Annotated in this window: 14 protein-coding genes; 6 read left to right on the forward strand and 8 right to left on the reverse strand. The window is 56.7% G+C overall.

All coding sequences use genetic code 11. The features are described from left to right. Positions 1-5: 5 nt before the first annotated feature. Complete coding sequence (locus MWC30_RS16720; protein WP_244085343.1) at positions 6-1163, forward strand: hypothetical protein; 1158 nt, start codon at positions 6-8, stop codon at positions 1161-1163. Positions 1164-1275: 112 nt separating this feature from the next. Here the strand turns inward: MWC30_RS16720 and MWC30_RS16725 are convergent, their stop codons facing one another. Genes MWC30_RS16725 through MWC30_RS16740 form a run of 4 tightly spaced genes read right to left on the reverse strand, consistent with a single transcriptional unit; the run spans position 1276 to position 5503 of the window. Next, positions 1276-2790: a trehalose-6-phosphate synthase gene (locus MWC30_RS16725; RefSeq protein ID WP_244085344.1), complete on the reverse strand. Its 1515-nt coding sequence runs from the start codon at positions 2788-2790 to the stop codon at positions 1276-1278. 6 nt (positions 2791-2796) lie between these two features. After that, the gene (gene otsB / locus MWC30_RS16730; RefSeq protein ID WP_244085345.1) at positions 2797-3606 is read right to left on the reverse strand and encodes a trehalose-phosphatase; all 810 of its coding nucleotides are present in this window, start codon (positions 3604-3606) and stop codon (positions 2797-2799) included. Then, positions 3606-4841: a glycosyltransferase gene (locus MWC30_RS16735; protein ID WP_244085346.1), complete on the reverse strand. Its 1236-nt coding sequence runs from the start codon at positions 4839-4841 to the stop codon at positions 3606-3608. Before MWC30_RS16735 ends, otsB begins: the two co-directional genes overlap by 1 nt. A 5-nt stretch (positions 4842-4846) precedes the next feature. Further along, on the reverse strand, positions 4847-5503 hold the full coding sequence (locus MWC30_RS16740; protein ID WP_244085347.1) for a DUF5752 family protein: 657 nt from the start codon (positions 5501-5503) through the stop codon (positions 4847-4849). A gap of 621 nt (positions 5504-6124) precedes the next feature. Here MWC30_RS16740 and MWC30_RS16745 point away from each other — a divergent pair. Further along, positions 6125-6841, forward strand: coding sequence for an N-acyl homoserine lactonase family protein (locus MWC30_RS16745; protein ID WP_244085348.1), 717 nt, complete (start codon positions 6125-6127; stop codon positions 6839-6841). Positions 6842-6928: 87 nt separating this feature from the next. On the opposite strand, the gene typA is transcribed toward MWC30_RS16745, so the two are convergent. Next, the gene (gene typA / locus MWC30_RS16750; protein WP_244085349.1) at positions 6929-8722 is read right to left on the reverse strand and encodes a translational GTPase TypA; all 1794 of its coding nucleotides are present in this window, start codon (positions 8720-8722) and stop codon (positions 6929-6931) included. A 103-nt stretch (positions 8723-8825) separates the two neighbouring features. Continuing rightward, positions 8826-9146: an IscA/HesB family protein gene (locus tag MWC30_RS22770; RefSeq protein WP_306423203.1), complete on the reverse strand. Its 321-nt coding sequence runs from the start codon at positions 9144-9146 to the stop codon at positions 8826-8828. A 574-nt stretch (positions 9147-9720) separates the two neighbouring features. Between MWC30_RS22770 and MWC30_RS16760 the strand changes: the two genes are divergently transcribed. The 3 genes from MWC30_RS16760 to MWC30_RS16770 all read left to right on the forward strand — a co-directional run bounded on the left by MWC30_RS16760 (position 9721) and on the right by MWC30_RS16770 (position 13566). Continuing rightward, on the forward strand, positions 9721-10107 hold the full coding sequence (locus MWC30_RS16760) for a DUF3783 domain-containing protein (RefSeq protein ID WP_244085351.1): 387 nt from the start codon (positions 9721-9723) through the stop codon (positions 10105-10107). Positions 10108-10481: 374 nt separating this feature from the next. Further along, entirely contained in the window at positions 10482-12227 is a 1746-nt protein-coding gene (locus MWC30_RS16765; protein WP_244085352.1) for an FAD-dependent oxidoreductase, read from the forward strand. A gap of 4 nt (positions 12228-12231) precedes the next feature. Next, positions 12232-13566, forward strand: coding sequence for a BPL-N domain-containing protein (locus tag MWC30_RS16770; RefSeq protein WP_244085353.1), 1335 nt, complete (start codon positions 12232-12234; stop codon positions 13564-13566). A gap of 228 nt (positions 13567-13794) precedes the next feature. On the opposite strand, the gene MWC30_RS16775 is transcribed toward MWC30_RS16770, so the two are convergent. Beyond that, positions 13795-14256, reverse strand: coding sequence for a metal-dependent hydrolase (locus tag MWC30_RS16775; protein ID WP_244085354.1), 462 nt, complete (start codon positions 14254-14256; stop codon positions 13795-13797). A gap of 15 nt (positions 14257-14271) precedes the next feature. Next, complete coding sequence (locus tag MWC30_RS16780; protein ID WP_244085355.1) at positions 14272-15315, reverse strand: DUF933 domain-containing protein; 1044 nt, start codon at positions 15313-15315, stop codon at positions 14272-14274. Between the two features lie 171 nt (positions 15316-15486). Between MWC30_RS16780 and MWC30_RS16785 the strand changes: the two genes are divergently transcribed. Continuing rightward, on the forward strand, positions 15487-16534 hold a 1048-nt coding region (locus MWC30_RS16785), incomplete at its 3' end, for a hypothetical protein (RefSeq protein WP_244085356.1).

Consider the following 16534-nt stretch of genomic DNA (forward strand, 5'->3'; position numbering starts at 1 on the left):
CTGTGATGCAAAGCAGTCTTCCCATCCAGCTGTTTGTGAGCACTCCTTCAGGACCATTGCCCCTCACCCCCGAACGCGGACGCCTGCACCTCCCCCAGGGGGCTGACTCCCGCGGCGCCGCCCTCTCCTATGGGCCATACCTTCAGGCCATCGCCCGATTCCTGTCCCAGAATACCTGCAGCATCGTCACCCACTGCCTGTGCCGGCACATGGGACGACCGGTTTCATGGAAGGAAATAGAGCGCCTGGACATCATCAGTGAAAAACATGGAGCACTCTACCATGTCGTCCACCTTCTCATGCACCTGCCGGGTGAAACGGCCTCCTTCGCTTTGAATGTCGCCGTGTCCCCGGAGCAGCAGGCATTTCTCGCAACAGAAGTTCAGCTCCTGACAATGCTCCACGAACATTTCAGCCGGCCTCACCTCCCACGCGTCTATTGCGAGGGTGAAGCCCTCTACGCGGCGGAGGACGGATCGGAGCGAACCTTGACTCTTTTTGTGGCGGAGTGGTTCGAGGGATACCATGAATTTCACCTGGCCGGGGACCCCCGGGAAGAATTCCCCGTCATCAAAGTCTGGGGACTGGAAAAGGGGGACACCCTCCTCAATGCTTCCGACATGCACGCGCTCTATCGTCAGGCATCGGCGATCCTCACGGACTATCTCGACCCCCATTCCTTCCGGCAGATCTACCCATGGCATCACGCAGCGGGAGACTTTATCCTCAGGCAAAATCCCGACGGCATCCAACTGAAGCTCATCACGGCTCGAGACTACCGCGCCCTCATGTCACCCGGACCGGATCCCGATGAAAGGTGGCTCGCTCTCTGTCACTTTTTCTTCAACCTCACCCTCCGCATGCGGCTGGACCGCCTGGAGGGAACGGGAGAGCTCGCCTGGGCGTCTCCCCAAAGCCTGCAAGGAATCATCGCAGGTTTTGCAGAGTCATGGGCACGCAAGGCCCGGCATGAAGCGTCCCTGCCTCCCCCCGAAGAGGTGCTCTCTTTCATGCATCAATTCACGACACGGGAATGGCTTTCCCTGGGAGAGGCCGTCCTGGAAGACAGCATGGTGGAAGCGGAGGAGGCTCCTTTCCTGAAACAGCACCTGGGGAAGCACATATCCGCTCTCATGGAGGCGCTGCAATCCTGTTTCCCCTGACCGTCCGTTCCCAGGCCCGAAGCACCCTCGCCCGGGGCAGCCGGACGACCGGCGCACCTCTGCTCCCGTGCCGGACATGCCAAAGCCTGAGACGAATGGCGGCCCAAAGGGTTCATTGGGGGGATTTTTGCTGTTCTGTTTTCGGAGAGGGCTTGGGCAGAAAGAGCTCAAGCCTGGGGAACTGACTCAAATTCTTGGCGATACCCGCGCGCAGGAATGCGTTGACCCAATGAAAAATGTCGTTTCGCTGGATGGATCGCCTCATCTTCTCCATCCTGGCGTGGCGTGTCTCCGGGTCCATGAGGAATGCCTCATGAATGGCGTCGGCAACCCCTTTGATGTCATAGGGGTTGACCAGCAGCGCCCCGTTCTGAAGCTGAGCGGCCGCCCCGGCAAATTCACTCAGAATCAATACACCGTTGTTTTCGATGCTGCTGGCACAGTATTCTTTGGCCACCAGGTTCATTCCATCTTTTAGAGGGGTAACGAGGGCAATTTCACAGGTACGATAGTACGCCAGCAATTCCACTCGACTGAGAGAGCGATAGATATAGTGGATGGGAGTCCACCCCACCTCCGTAAATCGCCCGTTGATTTCGCCCACCAGCCTCTCAATCTCACGCTTGAGAGCGTCATATTCCGGGACGTCTTCGCGGCTGGGCACGACCACCTGAACCAAAGTGATGTGCTTTCTCAAGTCCGGGTAGCGCTCCAGGGCATTGGCAAAAGCGTGCAATCGATGAGGAATTCCCTTCGTGTAATCCAGGCGGTCCACCCCGAGGATCAACTGCCGATCGGGAAGATTGGCATGGATGATCCACGCCAGGTCCTCCACTTCCCGGGTCCCGGCAATCTCGGCAAACTGCCTGAAATCGATGCTTATGGGAAAAGTCCCCACCAGCACTTCCCTCCTGGGGGTCAAGCACCTCGCCACCTGGCCGTGGCCAATCACCTTGGAATCGGGAATCAGCATGCGTACACAATCCAGGAAATTCCGCCGGTCGCGCACCGTCTGAAACCCCACGAGGTCGTACTGGAGCATTGCTTCCAGGATCTGGAAGCGCCAGGGCAGGCGGATGAAGCCATCCAGAGGGGGAAAAGGAATGTGGAGGAAAAAGCCGGTATGCCGATTTACTCCCATCTTCTTCAGTTGATCCGCCACCAGGATCAATTGATAGTCGTGAACCCACACATAATCTTCTTCTTCCCCCGTATTTTCGGCAATCTTCCCGGCAAATTTTTCATTGACCCTCTCGTAAACCTCCCAATAGGCGGGGTCAAAATTGCATCGTGAGGGCAAATCGTGAAAGAGAGGCCAGAGGATTTCGTTGGAGAAGCCGAAATAGTACTTCTGAATCTCTTCTTCTGTCAGTTCGACGGGCTTGAGGGAATAGCCCGTCTCCCGGGAGCCCTCGGCAAGAAGCGTTTCCAGGGCCTGATCATCCAGAGATTCCAGTAGATTGGATCCCAGCCAGCCGATCCAGAGGCCACCCCGGTCTCTCAAGACGGGTCCCAGGGCCGTCACAAGGCCACCCGACCCCGATTTGATCAACCACTCCCCAGCGCTCCCTTTTTCCACGACAATGGCGAGTCGGTTCGAAACCACCGCAAGTCTGGTTGTTTCCATACGTCATCATCTCCTGATGTTAGAGGTTATGGAAATCCACGCTTGCAGGAATTTCCTGACCGCCCGACAGTCTTCCAGGAATCCTCCAGCAGCGGTGGGGTAAGAAGACCGGCCGACCTTTATGCCGACTCCCCGCTCCCGGATCATCCGGAAGACGTCCTCATCCGTTTCATCGTCGCCCACATAGACCGGAAAAACCCCTGAGGGCTCGAGCTGCAGCAGTTCCGATACCGCATCCCCCTTGTGCCACCCGGCGCAGCGGATCTCGACTCCGCCATTGAACCGACGGCATTCCAATCCATGCGGCCCGGCCAGTACGGACCATTCAGCATACATGGTCTCTTCCATGGCGGAAGCCAACCGAGGGTCCAAACCCCTCGTGTGGAGAGCAATGGACGCCATCTTATACTCCAGCTTTGGCCCATACCCGCGTTCCAAAGCCCGACCCTTTGCCTTCCCGAGCCCCTCCCTCTGCTCGTCTGAAAGGTGCCCGACGAGCTGGATCTTTCCCTCGGGGCGCTGCAGTTCAAACCCATGGCTGCCCACGAGGGTCACCGGGAGGTTCTTCAGCAGTTCCGACACCTCAGCAACGGGTCTTCCCGAAACAATGGCCAGGCTGGTCTCGCTTTCCCCCGCGAGAGTCCGCAGAAGCTCCAAAACTCCGGGGAGGGGCTTCGCCTGCATGGGGTCCTCATGAAAAGGAGCCAGGGTCCCATCGTAATCCAGCCCGAGAAATCGCGTCCTGGAGGCAGACAAGCGCCCCCAGAAATCCGGGACATTCTCGATCTGCATTGTTCCTTCAGTGCTGTCAGTCATCACACCTCGATTCTCTCGACGCTCTCATGCATGGTGGCAAAAATGAGCGTCAGGTATTCGCGCAGATGACGTGTCACGAGGAAGTTGTTGAGGACCAGGTCTTTGGCTTTCCGCCCCATTTCGTCCAATTTGTCCCGGTTCTTCAGAAGGTAACGCACTCGAAGGGCTGCCCCTTCAGGAGTATTTACAAGAAATCCGGTATGGTGATTGACAACCTGCAACCGAATGCCCCCGGTGTCGCCGCCGATGACGGGCTTTCCTTTCCACATGGCTTCCGTCACCGTAAGGCCGAAACCCTCCTTGGTGGATTTTTGCAGGCAAATGGTGGAAGCCCGCTGCAGCGCATTGATTTCCCGGTGAGCATCCGAGGGCAGCAGGAGAATATGGATGTCGGGATCGTCCCCGGCCGCGAGTCTTACCTCCTTCAAGACCTCCTCACCCTCGGGATCGTCCGTGGCACCGCCTCCCGCCAATACCAGCTGCACATTGGTGAACTCCTTGATGTGACGGTAGGCATGGATGACTCCCAACGGGTCCTTAAAACGGTCAAAGCGGGAAACCTGAGTGATCAACGGCACATCCGGATCCAACCCCCACCGGTCGAAGACTGCATGGACTTCCCCGGGAAAGAGATCCCTGTTTTTCTGGCTCAACGGATCGATGCTGGGTGCGATGAGATAGAGAGGGTGCGGAAGCGGCTGGGCAAAATCCGCCAGGGACCAGATGCTGGCATCATAGCCCACCACGAAATCCCGCAGGTACTTCCAGACGGTTCGATAGGGACGGCTCAAATCGATGTGGCAACGCCACACCCATTTCCCCTTCCGATGGGGACAGAGCTTCATGAGAGGCGCCGGCTGAGGATCATGGATAAAGACGAAATCGGCATCCTCCAGTTGACGACGCATTCGTTCAGCATTTTCCTCGTTGGTTTTTTCGTAGGCCTTCAAAAGGGCGGGAGGGATTTCCACGCGATCCCCCTGAAGGGCGTTGTGAAAACTTTTCGTGCACTGGTAAAACTCTTTCTCGCCCGTGATGACCTCCCACTCAGCGTTGATCCCCAATTCCCTCTTGAGAGGAATCAACCAGCTCAGGATTTCCGCCACCCCTCCCCCCTCCCGGGTCGAATTCACATGGACGACATTCATGCCCTTCAGGGGCTCCGCAAGCTGCCGGAGGTGGTCCACAACTTCATTTCCAATGATTTGAGCATAACTTTCCAGTAAATTGGCCATGACCATCACCCTTCCATAGGACACATTTCGAATACCGCATGGAGCTCGTTCCTCAGCGCCGACAAAGTCGTGAAGTAGGGATCGATGCTGTTGATGCGCTTGATGAGATCGTCATAAATCCCCCGGTTGAAGCTGAGAAACCATTGCACGAAATCGTTTTTCCCATCCTTTGTCCGCCGCCTCGCATCGATGAAATGATAGAAAATGCTTCCAAGGGACATCTTGGGAATCCGATCTCGAAGCTCACCGGGATGCTCGATGCGTATGCCGGTGTCGAACACGACAATCTGGGAGCGAATGAACTTGAAACGCTGTCCCGAACGGGCCCATGGCACGAATTCGCTCTCGGCAAGCCTTTCCTCGATGACATCCATGAGCTCCCTGCGCAACTCTTCGATATCCTTGTAATAGTTTGGGTCAATGATGGCCAGCCTCTCTGCCAGGCGCGAATCATGGAGGCTCCGCCAGGCCCATGCGGCAAAGTCATTCTGATATTCGGGCTCATCGAAGCTGGGGCGCAGCATCCCTCCCCAGAAATGATAATAAATACAACCTGAATGGATGGTTTCCAGGCGATCACTCAACTCGCGCAGGTTCTGGGCTTCTTTACCCGTTGCGATGGAGATGAGCGCACAGTCTTTCACAGCAAACGGATCAACCATGAGCGGTCACCCTTCCTTTCGTTTCTGTCGCTGTCATCCGGTCTCGCCGGCGGCTCCCAAAGCTACACCGAGGGGAAGCTCCATGGACCCGCGGAACCCTTCCGCACCCATGGGAGGGGACACCAGAGTCATCAGCCGCCTTTCGCCTCGAGCTGTCCGACCCCTCCCTGCGATTGGTCAAGGTTGGCAAAGATTATTCGTGCTGAAAAACCCACTCGAAGACAAACTGCACTGAAAAATTGAAATGCGGCAACCGGAACAGGGCCTCTCCTTCGGCGTTCCTCGAGAAAGGCCTGGCAGCATATTGGGATTAAATTCAAAGGGTTAAAATTTAGATCGCCCTGATGGGAAGACCTTCAAACAGCAGCTTTTTACATGAAAATTTATGAATGAATTCAAGCCTAAAATAACAAGTAACTGTATCTATTGTGCAAAATATAAACGTATCTTTACCGTTCTGTCAACCCACACCCGGAAAGAGAGATCTTCAAGAGGGACGACTGGAATACGCTTCCTTCCCGTGATATATAATCAAAAAAGACTGTTTTATTGGAATGATGGTTGACAGGGGATCTTTTTTAAAACGATCCTGACTTGTGAACACACAGAAATGAGGTTGCCATGAAGGAATACGTGATTTATCCGATGGTGATCGGAGCCAACGAAACGGACCAGGGCATCATGACTTATCTGCGGGGTTATGGGAAAAGGATCTGGATTCCCATCTACTCTTTTCTCGTGGACGGCGGAGATGAGAAGATTTTAGTGGACACCGGTTTGGAGCAGTTTGTCGTTCCGGATTACGTGGGTCAGGAAAACGGTTTTGAGGTCCTGGAATTCGAGGATGCCCTGGAAAAACATGGGCTGAAGCCCGAAGACATCGACATCATCATCCACACCCACTTACACAACGACCACTGCGAAAACGACTACAAATGCCCCCAGGCACGGATCATCGTGCAGAAGGCTGAATATGAATTTTTCCTCCATCCCCATCCCCTCGACCACCGATATTACTCCGACCTGCTGGATGGACTGAATGTGGAACAGGTAGAGGGCGACGTCCACTTCATGGATGGCATCGACCTCATTTTCTCTCCCGGCCATACCCCCGGCGGTCAATCCGTGGCCATCAACACCTCCGCCGGCCGCGCCGTCATCACGGGCTTCTGTTGCAACCAGGAGAACTTCCCGCCCAATGCGCCCGCCGTCGCATGCGGCGTGCACACCGATGTCTTCGCGGCGTGCGAAAGCGTTCAGAAAATAAAAGAGATGGCCGATATCCTCATTCCCCTGCATGATCTTTCCGTGGGGAGCAAAAAGCGCATTCCCGCCTGACGGCCGGGGATACGGTAACGCTCATCCCCCGCCACCCAAATCCGCCTCCCCTCCTGACAAAGGGGGAGGCGGACACCTTCACGGCAGCTAACGGTCCGAGCGTGTCTTGATTTTGCGAAGTCGGAGGGAGCCGGGTGTTACTTCTACATATTCATCGTCGCTGATGTATTCCATGGCCTGCTCCAGGGTGAACTGCCGTGGAGGAATGAGGCGCAGCGCTTCATCGGAGCCCGCAGCGCGGATGTTGGTCAGCTTCTTTTCCTTGGTGATGTTGACCCAGAGATCTTCGGCACGCGAGTTTTCCCCGACGATCATTCCGGGGTAAACCGGGTCCCCCGGATTGACAAAGATGGTGCCTCGAGGCTGAAGGTGAAAAATGGCATAGGCCACGGCCCTGCCCGCGCGGTCCGACACCAGCACCCCGTTGGGACGGCCGGTGATGCTTCCGGCATATGGCGTGTAGCCGATGAGCAGAGCGTTCAGGATACCGGTCCCCCGGGTTTCCGTCATGAACTGATTGCGGAAACCAATGAGCCCCCGTGAGGGAATTTCAAATTCCAGCCGCACTCGGCCAAACCCGTGGTTGACCATCTTGGTCATGCGTCCACGCCGCACCCCCATCATTTCCGTCACGATGCCCACATGCTCCTCGGGAAGATCGATGACTGCCAGTTCCAGGGGCTCACAGACTTCGCCATTGATTTCTCGGGTGATGATCCGGGGCTTGGACAGGGAAAGCTCGAATCCTTCCCGGCGCATGGTTTCCACCATGACCGCCAACTGAAGCTCACCACGCGCGCTGACTTTGAAGGAATCCCGGTTTTCCGCCTGCTCCACTCGGATGCTCACGTTGTAGAGCAGTTCCTTGTCGAGGCGCTCCTTGATGTGTCGCGAGGTAAGAAATTTGCCGTCCTTTCCCACCAGGGGTGAGGTGTTGACGGAAAAATCCATGGCGATGGTGGGCTCTTCCACGGTGATGGTGGGCAAAGGCCTGGGATCCAGCAGGTCCCCGACAGTATCGCCGATGAACGCCTCGGGAATTCCCGCCACTGCCGCTATATCCCCGGCGTCCATCGTGCTCCGTTCCACCCGGTTGAGTCCCTCGTAGGTGTAAACGACGCTGAGATGGGCTTTCTGAGGGGGCTCGCCCTTTTTCAGGAGGGCTACGTCCTGTCCCTGGCACAGGGAACCGCTGACCACCTTCCCCACGGCAATCCGCCCCACGTAGTCGCTGTAGTGGAGATTGGTCACCAGGAACTGCAGGGGAGCTTCCGGATCGTACGAAGGCGACGGGATGGAGGAAAGAATGGTTTCAAACAGGGGCTCCAGGTCCTTCCCTTCACCTTCGGGGTCTCTCAGGGCGATGCCTTTTTTGGCATTGGTGTACAGCACGGGAAAATCAAGCTGCTCCTCGGTGGCGTCCAGATCGATGAAAAGATCGTAGATTTCCTCGAGTACTTCAGCGATGCGGCGGTCAGGACGGTCGATTTTGTTGATGACAACAATAGGAGGCAGTTTGCGCGCCAGCGCCTTGCCCAGGACGAAACGCGTCTGGGGAAGCGGTCCCTCCGTGGCATCCACGAGGAGCATCACGCCATCCACCATGTTGAGCGTCCGTTCAACCTCCCCGCCAAAATCAGCATGGCCGGGGGTATCCACTATATTGATCTTTGTCCCCCTGTAGACAATGGCGGTGTTCTTGGCCATGATGGTGATACCCTTTTCCCGCTCCAGGTCCATGCTGTCCATGACCCGCTCGGCGACCTGCTCGTTGTCTCTGAACACGCCACTTTGCCACAGCATGGCGTCCACAAGGGTTGTTTTTCCATGATCGACATGTGCAATGATAGCCAGATTCCTTAAATCTTCACGAACGCGCATCAATCAAAAGTCCTCGAAGAAAAAACGACATGAAAAAACGGGAATCCATCACGGATCCCCGTTCACAAACTCCACAACGGAGTGGATAGTCCCTAAAGAATTTCTAACAACTGCAGGAACCGGAGCCGCATCCGCCGCCCCCGGCCACGGGCACTTCCGACGAGACCTTAAAACCGGCGCCCATGGCATAGTCAACATAGTCCACTGTCAAATCTTTTGTCTGCACATGAAGGTCTTTGTCCACCATCATGGTAAAACCGTTCACCTTGAAGACATCATCCGTATCTTTAGGTTCGTCCAGAACCATTGCCAGAGATGGACCGCCTCACCCACCGGACTGCAGGAAAACACGTATAGGCGTGATTTCCTTTCCCTTGAAATATTCCTTGAGTACCTGTTCCGCCTTTTCGGTTACATGGATCATTATATTCTCCTTTAATTTTTCCTTCGTTGGACTATGAGCCCTTACCACCCGTGGCTGCAGACGTTTCGCCCCACTCTGATCCCTTGGCGATTTTATCCACTTCAGGGCTGTGACAAAACTTCTACTGCTTCTATTTACGCCTAATCGTTCGCACGATCTTCGGTTACAAAACCGTCACCTTTAACATGGAAATTATGCACGATAGCCTTGGAGTCAACCAACTTTCTGTGTTGTATCCTTTTTTCCAAACTAGGTTAATTCGACGATATTATTATTCAAATCGCTTCACGTCAAAAAATCCATAGATCATATCGATGAAAGAGAAATGTTTCCTAACATTTTATCTATACTTTTTCCACTCCGAAAACTGCCCGAGCCGCATAAAATTTGTCTATAATGACGCTGCACATGCTCTGATGGTTTCCCCGCCAAGCCCCTGCCCGCTGTCCTTCAATTAAGGAATGGGCAATTGAGCAGACGGTGCTAAAATATTATGTTGAATCGGCCGGGATGGACCTTCTCTGAGGTGTCTGCTGCAATTCCATTAACTTTGATGGAGGAAGAAACACTATTCATGGACCAGCCGCCAAGACTTTTGATGTGGAATTACACGGACGAGGAACAGGAGAGACTTGCTGCCGTATTGAAGGAAGTGGGAGCCCCCCCAGCGTCATCCATCGAAAAAATTCAGGGGAATCTGACTTTGAAGGAAATCATCCACTCGGGAAGCCAATGCGACGAGCCCCTGATTTCCGATGAAAAGGTCCTCCTCTTTTACAATATTCCCCCCAAGGGTGTCTATTTTCTCCTGGACCTGTTCAAAACAAAGGATCTACCCCGTCCCATCTACGCGGTCGTGACGGAACATTCCATCGAGTGGCCTTTCGGCAAGCTCCTGGAGCACCTGATAGAGGAAAGAGATGCAGCGGCCAGGAGGGAGGGGACCTCCGTGGATCCATGATACAGCCTTTACGCACGGAAGGCTCCCACGCGGAGCCTTTGGAGAATCTCTTCTTCTGAGGCAGGAAACTATGAACGACATTCAACCCGACAGTAAAAAAAACAGCGGCAAATGGCGCCGCCCCAAAACGTATGTGTGCAGCACCTGCGGCGACCCTCAGCCCTTCTGCTGGAGCTGCCCCTGTGGATTCATGATCTGTTCCGACTGCATGGAGGAAAATTTCTGGGGCATGACGTGCAATGGCATCGTCTGGACATGCCCGGACTGTGGAGCCATACGCAGTTTCGGAAATGATTGAAGAACCAGATCTTCACTGCTCCCGACGCACTTGGGGAATCCGCACACTTTCGAACCGAGAAGAAAGGAAAATATCGATGGAAAAGAAGCGCATTGTCATTGTCGGCGCGGTGGCGTTGGGCCCCAAAGTGGCGTGCCGGCTGAAACGCCTCCAACCGGATTATGAAGTCATCATGATCGACCAGGACGAATACATTTCTTATGGAGGCTGCGGGATTCCCTATTTCATCTCGGGAGATGTCAGCGAAGTGCGTGATTTGATGAGCACCAGCTTCCACATGGAAAGAAACACCGAGTTTTTTGAAAACACCAAGGATGTCCATGTCAAGATCCGTACACGAGTCCTGTCCATTAACCGAGGCGCCAAGACGATCCGCACCCAGGACCTGCTGACCGGAAAAGAAGAAGACCTAGCCTATGACCAGCTGGTGCTCGCCACGGGCAGCGTGCCCAATCGTCTCCCCGTACCCGGCGCAGACCTGCCGGAAGTCATGCATGTGGCCAACCTCAAGTCGGCCATCGCTGTCAAAGAGCACATTTCCAAGGGAAAGGTAGACAAAGCGGTCATCGTGGGGGCCGGGGCCATTGGGTGTGAAATGGCTGAAGCCCTGAGCGACCTCTGGGGCATCGACACCACCATCGTGGAGATTGCCGATCAGGTCCTGCCCATCATCCTGGACCGTCAGCTGGCCCGCATGGTCCAGATGCACATGGAAGAGAAAGGTGTCGACATTCGCCTGAACGAGACCGTGAAGGAAATCGCCCGGGGCGATGGAGATCACGCGCTTCGCATTACCACATCCCGTGGAACCCTGGACGCCGATCTCGTCATCACGTCCGTAGGGGTTCGCCCCAACTCGGAGCTGGCCCGCGATGCCGGACTCCTGGTCTCGCCCCGAGGCACGATCGTGGTCAATCGCCGCCTTCAGACCTCGGATCCCGACATCTATGCCGGCGGAGACTGCATCGAAGTCCTGCACCTGGTGACGGGCAAGCCCATGTTTTTCCCCCAGGGCTCCCTCGCCAACCGCCAGGGCCGGGTCATCGGCACCAACCTGGCTGGGCATTTCGCCGCCTTCAACGGAGTCGTGGGAAGTTTTTCCATCAAGGTGTTCGAACTGGGGGTCGCCTCCACAGGAATAACCCTCCAGGCAGCACTCAGGGAAGGGTTCGATGCGATCCAGGCCCTCGTCGTCCAGGCCGACCGCGCCCATTTCTACCCGACCCAGGACCTCATGTACCTCCAATTGATCGTGGACCGCAAAACACGGCGCATCCTGGGGGCTCAAGGGATCGCCCACAACGGCGACGCCCTCGTGGGCCGCATCGACGCCATCGCCGCCATGCTCCCCTACAGGCCAACCCTGGACGACCTCTCCAACATGGAAGTCGCCTACTCGCCGCCCTTCGCATCAGCTTTGGACATCCTGAACGCCGCAGCCAACACGGCGGAAAATATCCTGGACGGCTACAACAAGCCGTTGGATATTGAAGAGTTCGATCGCTGTTTCTTCCAGGAAAAATCAGACGACGCCATTTGCCTGGACGTTCGGGGACCGGCCAATGCGGCGCCCTTTGTGGAGCAGTTTGGTGACCGATGGGTCAATATCCCCCAGGAAACCCTGAAATACCGTATGCAGGAAGTTCCCAGGGACAAGAGGCTCCTGGTGGTGTGCAACTCGGGAGTGCGCTCTTACGAGGCCCTTCGGCAACTGAAGCACGCGGGATTCTGCCAGGCGGTCAATGTTCAGGGTGGCGTGGCTGCTCTCAAGAAATCCGGCATCCTGAAATCCGACGACACCGCAGACGAGGGTGCGGAATAGTTTTATGGAAGGCATGCATGAGAGGCGCGACATGACACCCCTGGCCCTCTTCTGGGACCAGTCCCTGGTGTGGGGTTTGGTCTTTTGGGAAACCCTGCAAAAGCTGGCCATTCCCTTCACGCTGCTGACGGGGAAAGACATCGCCGAAGGGCGCCTGGCGCATTACAGGGTCCTCGTCGTCCCGGGAGGCTGGGCATCCCACAAGATGAAGGCCCTTGGAAAACAGGGCCGTGAAGAAATCGACCGCTTCATCCTGAGGGGAGGCAGCTACCTGGGCTTTTGCGGAGGCGCGGGACTCGCTCTCTCCAGTCCGCCGTCCCTCTCACTGGTTCCACTGGAGCGCATGCCCCTTTCGGAAAGGCTTCCCAGCGCCAGCGGGGGGGTCCTGGTTCAAGGAGACTCGGACCATCCTGCCTGGCGGGGGCTGCCGGAGCAGCTACCCCTTTCCATCTGGTGGCCCTCTCAGTTTTCGGGAGCCCTGACGGCATCCGTGCGCCCACTGGCGACCTATGCGGCAACAGGTGAGGACTTCATGGTTGCGGATCTGCCCGTTTCCGATCTCACGCTTGCCGCCGAAGAGGGAGGGTCCACACCCTGGGATGCTCTGGAAGCGGCCTACGGCATCAACTTGAAGCCCGAAAGGCTCCTGGGGCATCCGGCCATCATCGAAGCCACCCGGGGCAGGGGGAGGTTGATCCTCTCCTATCCCCACATGGAGACTCCGGAGGATCGCTGGGGGCACGCCCTCCTCCGGAATGTCCTGACCTACCTGGATGACAAGGCTTCCGACGCTCTCCTCCCCCTCCCCGCTCCTCCTCCAGCGCCGGGGAATGCTTCCCCATCGCTCCCGGGCAGGGGATCCATGGAGTCTCTCATGCGCGCGAGGGATGCCGCCGACGATCTCATCCGATTCGGAGAAAGGCATCTGCTCTGGACTTGGCGGAGGCCTTGGCTTCTTCATTGGAAACGGGGGATCCGGGGACTGGAATACGGCACCTTGGCCGTAACCCTCAAGGCTTTGGTGGAAATGGGTGGTCGGATCGCAAACGAAGCAGGGGCTTTCGATCCATGGCGGGAAGAGGCAGACAGAATCGAGAGAAATATTCTGGAATTCTGCCGTTTGGCCAGGCGCTTACTGATCGAGGAAAAGCTGGCGGGCCTCACGGGCACCGTCAGCAAACTGGGAAGTGTGAACAAGGTCGTGGACGGTCTACGACAGCAGCTCTTCGGAGGCAGCATGAGCCATGGAGGGCTTTCCGGCGAGCTCTTCAACGCCATCGATACGCTGCTTTTGCAGGTTTTGCGCTTTTTACCTGGAAATATACGCATGAAGCATTGAAAACTTCTTTTTTGTAGGAGCGGCTTCCAGCCGCGACAGTGAGCCAGTCGCGGCTGGAAGCCGCTCCTACAAAAAAACAGGGAACCACATAAATCGGAAGTTTTATACCTTATCGAGTTTATTATACGAGGGGCTCATCTCTCCTCAGTTGAAGATGTCGGAGGGCGCGGTCATCTCGCTGATACACGATGACGTTTGAGGGTCCCAGCCTTTTTATCGCGCCAAAAGCTACCGTATTCCGTAAAAGAATGCGGCGGCCGCCGCCAGAACGCCCGTTGCTACGTATTCCATGGCGCTGCCCGTTCTAAAAAGCCCCAAAGCGACCTTGCGGGTAGAGACTCGAATGCCCTGGGGCGTGAGAACATCCCCGGCCAGATGAAGCAGCCCCGGAAGAAAAAGCACCCAGGTCCGGATGGTAAGCCATCCCTGAAGCCCCCCCTCCAGGGGAGGCACGAGGATGCGGGGAATGCCCGGCAGCAGGAGGGGGCACGCCAGGAGCACCAGCAGGGGCACCAACCATACCAGCACCTCATGGGTCCAGGTGCGGTGGGCAAAAATCCGCACCCCCCAAACCACCTCCAGTTGATCGGGCAACGCCGCAAAGGACGCACAATAGAGGATTTCCACAGGATAAAGCCCCATCATGAACGCTATGGATGCGGCCATGACAGCGTGGTTGCGCCATTTCACGGGGTCTTGCTCTCCTCAGACATTGAAGCGGAAATGAATGATGTCCCCATCCTGGACCGGATAAGTCTTCCCTTCCAGTCGCACCAAACCCTGTTTGCGGGCCGCAGCATAATCCCCGGTACTCCGCAGGTCTTCGTAAGCCACGACTTCGGCCCGGATGAAGCCTCGTTGAATATCCGAGTGGATGACTCCCGCGGATTCCTGTGCGGACAAATTCCGGGGAATGGTCCAGGCCTTCACTTCGTCTTCCCCCACCGTGAAGAAAGTCGCCAGGTGCAGGAGCGAAAAAGAATGCTGGATGACTCGGTCCAGAGCGGATTCCACAATGCCGAAATCCTGCTGAAAGATTTCGGCCTCTTCTTCGGGAAGCTGCGCCATTTCCATTTCGAGCTTTCCGCGAACCACCATGGCATCGGCAGAACCCAGGGAAAGGTCGGGCAAAGTTTCATCGTCGTCGGCATTGTTGACGATGACCAGGAGGGGCTTGCTGGAGAGGAAGGTGAAACCTCGAAGCTCCGGGGCGTTGGCCAGCTCGGGCCTGGTGCGGAGGGGAGTTTCCGCATTCAGCAATTCGGCGCACGCCTGGAGCAGTTCCCTCTCGGCGCCCTGGATCTTTTTGCCACGCTTCTGCTCCATTTCGAGCTTCTCCAGGCGCTTTTCGATGGTCGCCAGGTCGGCGATGAGGAATTCATCTTCCAGCTCCTGGTAGTCCTTGGCCGGATGAGGCGCGTCCATGCCGGGATCCGAGAAATTCCGCACCACCATCAGAAACGCGTCCATGGGACGCATGTGATTGAGGAGCAGCGCTATATATTCCTGTTTGTTGTCGATGCCTCCGGCCATGCCCTGCAGGTCCATGTAGGTGACCTGAGCATACGCCGTCTTTTTGGGCTGGTAGAGCCCCGTCAGCCAGTCCACCCTGGGATCGGGCACGGGAACTACGCCGAGGGCCGGAACCACCTGGCCTCCCGCCGGCACGGATTCTCCGCTCCGCCGGGTCAGTGCGTTGAAAATGGTGGTTTTGCCCGAACGTCCGAGCCCAATGATTCCAAGCTTCATATTCCTCTCCCTGCCTTTTAGAAATCATGTTCAACCGGGCTTCGCCTGCATACGGAACCCGTTGCCGTCAATGCAATATTTTTGTATGGTGAAATTACATTTCGCCTTGATAAATCCGGATGGCCCTCCGCACACGAGAGGCACAGCGATGGAGGAACATACTCAAAGCCTTTGGAAACGTCAATCATTCCCCCTCTTCGCGATCTTCCCCGGCCGCAGGGAATGGCAGACGGGTTGCCGCGGCAGCTCCAGCCCGAGGTTTGCCGCAGCCTTTTCATCCTCAATTTCATCCTGCATCCCACTCCCGCCAAAGCCCACCGGTTTGAAGGCCCCGGTTATCACGACATCTTGAGGCAGTGGATCGAGAGCGGACTCACCGCCGAGGAGGACCTGCAGGCATGGCTCCAGGAGTGCGTCCCCTCCTTTTCCGCTGACCGGAAGCACCTCGCCCGCGCCTGCCGTGAGTCCGATGCACTGGACGCGAAAGGCATCTGGGCCGCAGTCTTCGATGCAGACCTTCCTCCCTCGGGCCATCATCCGTCGTGCCCTCAGGTACTCTTCGGAAAAGGCCCCCTCGACCGGTCCCATCCCTGGGTGGCCGTTTTCAATTCCCGGAAGAGAAAAGGCCCTCAGCCCGAAGCACCCTGGCTGCAAGCCCTGCGCTCGCTGCTCCGATATTCCGATCCCGAGCGCAAAGGGTTTGCCTCCAGTCTCGGCACCTTGACCTATGACCTGATCACAGCACACGCTCAACGTGCCGGGGCACCTCTTCTGCTCCTACTACCGACCGCCATGGAAGACCTCTGCACAGGCAGATCGGAAAATTCCCCAGTCCCTCTGCACGCCTTCCATTTCCCTCCCACCGTGATGACCTGCCTCACCCGCGCTGTGCATTGCCCCAAAGCCACCCGCATGGCCTGCCGGGACCGCCTCCTGGCAAGCCTCGCAGATCTCCACTGGGTGCTCGAAATTCGGGCGGGCGGCAATATGGAGGCAGTTTTGAACGCACAGCAGGCCCACCGCCTCCGCGTCCAGTGGGTCCTGACAGCCGGTCGAACTGCGGCAGCCACAGACGGCAGCGTCCATTTGACGGACCGGTTCCCGCGCTGGTCCAGGGAATTCTCGCTGGAATCGACTTTCGACGACTCTGCGCCGAACCCGAAATTTTGTCCTGCCGCATCTCTTCCGACCATCCCCGCCCCCCGCCTTGGATCACTCC

This window comes from Desulforhabdus sp. TSK (assembly GCF_022836495.1).
Lineage (GTDB): Bacteria > Desulfobacterota > Syntrophobacteria > Syntrophobacterales > Syntrophobacteraceae > Desulforhabdus.